General features: G+C 74.7%; 9 protein-coding genes. 5 read left to right on the top strand and 4 right to left on the bottom strand.

Translation table 11 applies throughout. From position 1 onward, the window contains the following. The coding region (locus tag NWP09_RS03540; RefSeq protein WP_258274159.1) for a LysE/ArgO family amino acid transporter at positions 1-327 on the bottom strand (327 nt) is incomplete at its 3' end. Positions 328-411: 84 nt separating this feature from the next. Here NWP09_RS03540 and NWP09_RS03535 point away from each other — a divergent pair. Then, complete coding sequence (locus tag NWP09_RS03535; protein ID WP_258274158.1) at positions 412-1,293, top strand: LysR family transcriptional regulator ArgP; 882 nt, start codon at positions 412-414, stop codon at positions 1,291-1,293. Here the strand turns inward: NWP09_RS03535 and NWP09_RS03530 are convergent, their stop codons facing one another. Further along, complete coding sequence (locus NWP09_RS03530; RefSeq protein ID WP_309137098.1) at positions 1,294-1,845, bottom strand: general stress protein; 552 nt, start codon at positions 1,843-1,845, stop codon at positions 1,294-1,296. Positions 1,846-1,947: 102 nt separating this feature from the next. Between NWP09_RS03530 and NWP09_RS03525 the strand changes: the two genes are divergently transcribed. From NWP09_RS03525 to NWP09_RS03515, 3 genes are read left to right on the top strand one after another with little or no spacing between them, the layout of a single operon-like run. Next, positions 1,948-3,177 carry a CBS domain-containing protein gene (locus NWP09_RS03525; protein ID WP_258274156.1) on the top strand — a complete coding sequence of 410 codons (1,230 nt, stop codon included), beginning with the start codon at positions 1,948-1,950 and terminating at the stop codon, positions 3,175-3,177. After that, positions 3,170-3,673: a DUF1003 domain-containing protein gene (locus NWP09_RS03520; protein ID WP_258274155.1), complete on the top strand. Its 504-nt coding sequence runs from the start codon at positions 3,170-3,172 to the stop codon at positions 3,671-3,673. Before NWP09_RS03525 ends, NWP09_RS03520 begins: the two co-directional genes overlap by 8 nt. Beyond that, positions 3,670-4,752, top strand: coding sequence for an Mrp/NBP35 family ATP-binding protein (locus NWP09_RS03515; RefSeq protein ID WP_258274154.1), 1,083 nt, complete (start codon positions 3,670-3,672; stop codon positions 4,750-4,752). The genes NWP09_RS03520 and NWP09_RS03515 overlap by 4 nt, the downstream gene beginning before the upstream one ends. Before the next feature lie 3 nt (positions 4,753-4,755). Here NWP09_RS03515 and NWP09_RS03510 read toward each other — a convergent pair whose 3' ends face one another. Continuing rightward, positions 4,756-5,127, bottom strand: a complete 372-nt coding sequence (locus NWP09_RS03510; RefSeq protein WP_258274153.1) for a Sec-independent protein translocase TatB — start codon at positions 5,125-5,127, stop codon at positions 4,756-4,758. An 81-nt stretch (positions 5,128-5,208) separates the two neighbouring features. Between NWP09_RS03510 and NWP09_RS03505 the strand changes: the two genes are divergently transcribed. Further along, positions 5,209-5,850: an O-methyltransferase gene (locus tag NWP09_RS03505; RefSeq protein ID WP_258274152.1), complete on the top strand. Its 642-nt coding sequence runs from the start codon at positions 5,209-5,211 to the stop codon at positions 5,848-5,850. Between the two features lie 96 nt (positions 5,851-5,946). Here NWP09_RS03505 and NWP09_RS03500 read toward each other — a convergent pair whose 3' ends face one another. Beyond that, positions 5,947-6,120, bottom strand: coding sequence for a DUF3117 domain-containing protein (locus NWP09_RS03500; RefSeq protein WP_211448352.1), 174 nt, complete (start codon positions 6,118-6,120; stop codon positions 5,947-5,949). Positions 6,121-6,141: the final 21 nt, after the last annotated feature.

Raw genomic sequence — 6,141 nt, 5'->3', positions numbered from 1 at the left:
GGCGTCGTCGGGCGGCGCCGCCTCGAGCGAGCCGCCGCCGCGCCACGCGCGCCGCGCGCTCACGGCGGCGAAGCCGAGGATGAACAGCGCCCCGGCCCACCGCGCGACCGTCTCGAGCCACGGCTGCGCCGTGACGAGCGTCGCGACCCCGGCGACGCCGATGACCTGCAGGAGGGCGTCGCTCACGACGCACACCGCGACCACGAGCCCGACGTGCTCGCGCCGCAGGCCCTGCCGCAGCACGACGGCGTTCTGCGCGCCGATCGACACGATGAGGCCCAGGCAGAGCCCGAGCCCCGACAGCAGGGCGAGGAGCTCGGGGGTCATGCCTCGACGGTACGGCGATGCCGAGATGCAGTCCAACGCAGGTTCCTGCAGCAGATGAAGCAGCGCTGCATCTACGCTCGCGGCATGGACCTGCCGCTCGAGAGCCTGCGCACCCTCGCCGCCGTCGTCGACGCGGGCACGCTCGAGCGCGCCGCCGCCCAGCTCGGGGTGACGCCGAGCGCGGTGAGCCAGCGCATCCGAGCGATCGAGCAGCGCGTCGGCCGCGTCGTCCTGCAGCGCTCGCGGCCCGCGCGGGCGACGGAGGCCGGCGAGGCGCTCGTGCGGCTCGCGCGGCAGCTTGCGCTCCTCGAGCGCGACGCGCTCGCCGCCCTCGGCGACGACTCCCCCGCGCCGCGCGTGGCGCTCGCGGTCAACGCCGACTCCCTCATCACGTGGTTCATGCCGGTGCTCACTGCCGTGACCGCGCAGCGGCCGGTGCTGTTCGAGCTGCACCGCGAGGACCAGGAGCGCACGGCGCAGCTGCTCGCCGCCGGCACCGTCATGGGCGCGGTCACGGCGCAGCGCGAGCCGGTCTCGGGCTGCGTCGCGTCGCCCCTCGGGCGCATGCCCTACGTCGCGATCGCCGAGCGCTCGTTCGCCGAGCGCTGGTTCCCCGACGGCCTCACCCCGCGCGCGCTCGAGCGGGCGCCGCTCGTCGACTTCGACCCGCACGACTCGCTCCAGTCGCGGTTCGCGCGCCGCCACGGCGCCCAGCGCGACGCGCCCCGGCACGTCATCAGCGCATCCGCCGAGTACGCCGAGGCGATCGCCCTCGGCCTCGGCTGGGGCATGCTGCTGCCCGGCCAGTTCGAGGCGGGCGTCGCGCGCGGCGCGCTCGTGCAGCTCGCGCCCGACGCGATCGAGGTGCCCCTGTGGTGGCAGCGCTGGAACCTCGCCTCGCCGCTGCTCGACCTGGTGACGGATGCGGTGGCCGAGGCCGCTCGCTCGTCGCCCGCGCTCGTGTGACTACGCGGCGGGCGGCGAGGGGGGCTGCTCGGCGACCGGACGGTCGGTCGCGGGGTCTCCCGCCTGCGGCTCCGGCGCGGCCGGGGCGCCGCGCTGCCCGATGATGTGCATCGCGCGGCCCGCGGACTGCTGCGGCGCGACGACGTCGTAGCGCGCTGCGAGCACCTGCTGCACCGACGCGTAGTCGCGCTTGCGCCGGGTCATCGAGTGCGTCATGACGCCCATGAGGATGCCGAACGCGAGGCCGAGCAGCGGGAACAGCAGCACCGACGTGATCGCCTCGGGGACGAAGAGCATGTAGACGAGGCCGATGAAGGCGCCGAAGCCGAGCCCGCGCATCGCGCCCGCGAGCGCGACCTTGCCCCACGTGAGGCGGCCGGTGATGCGCTCGACGAGCTTGAGGTCGTTGCCGACGATCGCGAGCCCGGCGAGCTCGCCCTGCGCGCCCGAGACCTTGGCGATCGCGGCCTGGGCCTGCTCGTACGTCTCGAACGAGGCCACGACGACGCCGCGCGGCAGGTGCTGGTCACCGCGCGCCGCGCTCTGGAACATGCTCACGGATCCATCCTCCCATGCACGTCCCGGCGGGCGCCGCCGGTTCGCTCTCGGCGTCGCGCCGCTCGCGGCCGGAGGCGGCGCGGTACGTTGGTCGGCATGAGCGCCGCCACCGTGTTCGTCGCCCGCCTCGCGGGCGCGGGGGTCTTCGACCCCGCCGGCGAGCGCATCGGCAAGGTGCGCGACGTCGTCACCGTGCCCCGGCAGGACGCGCCCCCTCGCGTCGTGGGGCTCGCGGTCGAGGACCGCCGGCGGCAGCGCGTGTTCCTCTCGATCGGCCGCGTGCTCTCGATCGGCGGCGGCCAGCTCATCGCGAGCGCGATCAGCGAGCGCCGCTTCAGCCAGCGCGGCAGCGAGCGGCTGCTGCTCGCCGACGTGCTCGGCCGCACCGTCACCCTGCGCGACGGCACGACCGCCGTGCTCGAGGACCTCTCGATCGCCGAGCGGGGACCGGGCGAGTGGGAGGTCGACGAGCTCTTCCTCCGCAAGCCCAAGACCTCGCCGTTCGGCAAGGGCCCGACGCTGCTCGCCCACTGGGGCGACGTGCAGCACGCCGCCGACGCCGAGCACGACACCGAGCACCTCGTCGCGTCGCTCGACGAGCTGCCCGCGGCCGACGCCGCGTCGGCGATGCTCGACCTGCCGCAGCAGCGCATGATCGAGGTCGCCGAGGACCTCTCCGACGACCGCCTCGCCGACATCCTCGAGGAGATGAACGAGGACCGGCAGGTCGAGATCCTCGCGTCGCTCGCCGACGACCGGGTCGCCGATGTGCTCGACCAGATGGAGCCGGACGACGCGGCCGACCTCATCGCGCACATGCCCGCCGACCGCGGCGAGGCGCTCCTGGAGCTCATGGACCCCGAGGAGGCGGAGGACGTGCGCATGCTGCTCGCGTTCGGCGCCGACACCGCGGGCGGCCTCATGACGACCGAGCCGATCATCGTCGCGAGCGACGCGACCGTCGCCGAGGCGCTCGCGCTCATCCGCCGCCACGAGGTCGCGCCCGCGCTCGCCGCGGCCATCTGCGTGACGCTCCCGCCCTACGAGGCGCCGACCGGCCGGTTCCTCGGCATGGTCCACTTCCAGCGGCTGCTGCGCTACCCGCCGAACGAGCGCGTCGGCACGCTCCTCGACGACCAGATCGAGCCCGTGCTCACGTCGACCTCGGCCGCCGAGGTCACGCGCGAGCTCGCCGCCTACAACCTCGTCTCGGTGCCGGTCGTCGACACGGCGGGGCGGCTCGTGGGGGTCGTCACGATCGACGACGTGCTCGACCACCTGCTGCCCGAGGACTGGCGCGCGCAGGAGGAGGCGCCGCGTGGCTGAGCAGGTCGACGGCTTCGCGCGGCCGAAGGCGCAGCGCCGCTGGCTCCGGCGGCCCTCGTCGAAGGACCGCTTCGGCCGCTTCACCGAGGCGTTCGCGCGCGCGATGGGCACGCCGGCGTTCCTCGTCGGGATGACGATCTTCGTCACCTTCTGGCTCGGCTACAACTCGATCATGCCGCCCGAGGCCCAGTTCGACCCGCAGGACCAGGGCTTCCCGCTGCTCACGCTCGTGCTGAGCCTGCAGGCCTCCTACGCCGCTCCCCTGCTGCTGCTCGCCCAGAACCGGCAGGACGACCGCGACCGCGTGCAGATCGAGCAGGACCGGCTGCGCGCCGAGCGCAACCTCAACGACACCGAGTACCTCGCGCGCGAGGTCGTCGCGCTCCGCATGGCGATGCGCGACATGGCCACGCGCGAGTTCATCCGCGCGGAGCTCAAGTCGTTCGTCGACGACCTCGACGAGCGCCGGGGCGGCGCCGAGCGCCGGTCGCAGTGATCGACCCGCGCCTCGAGCGCGCGCTCGGCACGGTCGTCGACCCCGAGATCCGCCGCCCGCTCGTCGAGCTCGACATGATCCCCGCAGCCGACCTCGACGACGGCACCGCGCGCATCCGCCTCGAGCTCACCGTCGCGGCGTGCCCCGCTGCCGATCGCATCCAGGCGGATGTCCGGCAGGCGGCCGCGTCGGTGCCGGGCGTCGAGCGCGTGGAGATCGAGGTCGACGTCATGTCGCCCGCGACGCGGCAGGCCCTCGTCGAGCGCCTCCGCGGGTCTCGGCCCCAGCAGTTCGGGCCAGGCACGCTCACGCGCATCATCGCGGTCGCGAGCGGCAAGGGCGGGGTGGGCAAGTCGACGGTGACCGCGAACCTCGCGGTCGCGCTCGCGGCGCGCGGCCTCGCGGTCGGGGTGATCGACGCCGACGTGCACGGCTACTCGATCCCGGCGCTGCTCGGCACGGCCGATCGGCCGACCCGGGTGGGCGACATGATGATGCCGCCCGAGGCGCACGGCGTGCGGCTCGTCTCGATCGGCATGTTCGTCGAGGGCAACCGCTCGGTGTCGTGGCGCGGCCCCATGCTCCACCGCACGCTCGCGCAGTTCCTCGCCGACGTCTGGTGGGGCGACCTCGACGTGCTGCTCATCGACATGCCGCCGGGCACGGGCGACGTCGCGATCTCGCTCGGCCAGCTGCTCCCGCACGCCGACGTGCTCGTGGTCACGACCCCGCAGCGGGCGGCCGCCGAGGTGGCCGAGCGTGCGGGCGAGGTCGCGCGGCAGACGGGGCAGCGCGTGCTCGGGGTCGTCGAGAACATGGCGGGGCTCGCGCAGCCCGACGGGAGCGTCCTCGAGCTCTTCGGCGCGGGCGGCGGCGAGGAGGCGGCGCGCCGGCTCGGCGTGCCGCTGCTCGCGCGGATCCCGCTCTCCGTCGCGCTCCGCGAGGGCGGCGACGCGGGCGCCCCGGTCGTGGCGGCCGCGCCCGGGGATCCGGCCGCCGCCGCGATCATCGCGCTCGCGGAGTCGCTGCGCGGCACGCGCTCGATCGCCGGGCGCGGGCTGCCGGTGTCGCCGGCCTGAGGCTCAGGTCGCCTCGTCGTCGAAGCGCATGGGCCCGCGGTGCCGCTGCGGCAGCCCCGAGACCGTCGCGACCGAGGCCTTCGCCGCCGCCGTCGAGAAGTCCTCTGGCGGCGCGGGCGGCTCCTTGAGCGCATCCATCACGATGCGCCGCGGGTCGTACTGGCGGGGGTCGAGCTTGCGCCAGTCGACGTCGTCGAACTCGGGCCCGATCTCCTCGCGCATCCGCTCCTTCGCACCGCCCGCGAGGTCGCGCAGCCCGCGCACGAGCGCACCGAGCTTCTCGGCGAGCACGGGCAGCCGCTCGGGGCCGATGAGGAGGGCCGCGAGCACGGCGATGATCACCAGCTTGTCGAGCGTGATGCCTGCGAGGGACACGCCTCCAGGGTAGTCGAGCCGCCACGGCGAGCCTGCGGCGCTCCCCCGCGCGCCCCTCGCTAGGCTCGCGGCGGAGGAATCGTGCAGACACCATCGCTCATCGCCAAGTACCTCGATGACCTCGCGAACGAGGACGAGGTGCTCACTGCGGCGCGCGACGCCTCGCGCGAGCTCGGCATCACCGCCATCGCCCCCGCGGTCGGCGCGCAGCTCGCCGCCATCGCGGCCGCGACGCAGGCGAGCGCGATCCTCGAGGTCGGCACCGGCGCGGGCGTGAGCGGCCTGTGGCTGCTGCGCGGTGCGCCCGGCGCGACGCTCACGTCGATCGACACCGAGCTCGACCACCAGCAGCACGCCCGCTCCGCGTTCTCGCTCGCGGGCGTCCCCGTGACCCGGGCTCGGCTCATCACCGGGCGCGCGCGCGATGTGCTCCCGCGCATGAACGAGTCGAGCTACGACATCGTGCTCGTCGACGCCGACCCCGCCGGCATGATGGAGTACGTCGAGCACGCGCTCGCGCTCGTGCGCGTCGGGGGCTCGGTGCTCGTGCCGCACGCGCTCCTCGGCGGCCGCGTCGCCGATCCGGCCCAGCGCGACGACAGCGTCGCCGACGTGCGCGCGCTGCTGCGCGCGCTCTCGTCGAGCGACGCGGTCCGCGCGGCCGTGTCGCCCGTCGGCGACGGCCTGCTGCAGATCGTGCGGCTGCCCGAGCCCGCGGCCTGATCCGTCCGGGCCGCGCTCCGCGACATCCGGAGACAGCAAGAGGGCCGACCCGCCTATGGATCGGCCCTCTCGCCTCGTGCTCGGGCTTCGCAGCCGTCAGGCGCTGACGACGACCTCGCCCAGCGCCTTGTGGAGCGCGGCGGCCTCCTCGTCGTTGACAGAGACGACCAGCCGGCCTCCGCCCTCGAGCGGCACGCGCACGACGATGAGCCTGCCCTCCTTGACGGCCTCGAGCGGTCCATCACCGGTGCGTGGTTTCATGGCGGCCATGCGGCACCCCTTTCAGTTCTC

The organism is Agrococcus sp. HG114, from assembly GCF_024723325.1.
Taxonomy (GTDB): domain Bacteria; phylum Actinomycetota; class Actinomycetes; order Actinomycetales; family Microbacteriaceae; genus Agrococcus.
The sequence above is the reverse complement of the archived record's forward strand: the minus strand, read 5'-3'. Positions and strand labels throughout refer to the sequence as shown.

Excerpts from the sequence above, each read along its gene's own strand:
- NWP09_RS03535 (WP_258274158.1), top strand. The coding sequence starts at position 412 with ATGGACCTGCCGCTCGAGAGCCTGCGCACCCTCGCCGCCGTCGTCGAC.
- NWP09_RS03500 (WP_211448352.1), bottom strand. The coding sequence starts at position 6,120 with ATGGCCGCCATGAAACCACGCACCGGTGATGGACCGCTCGAGGCCGTC.
- NWP09_RS03525 (WP_258274156.1), top strand. The coding sequence starts at position 1,948 with ATGAGCGCCGCCACCGTGTTCGTCGCCCGCCTCGCGGGCGCGGGGGTC.
- NWP09_RS03530 (WP_309137098.1), bottom strand. The coding sequence starts at position 1,845 with ATGTTCCAGAGCGCGGCGCGCGGTGACCAGCACCTGCCGCGCGGCGTC.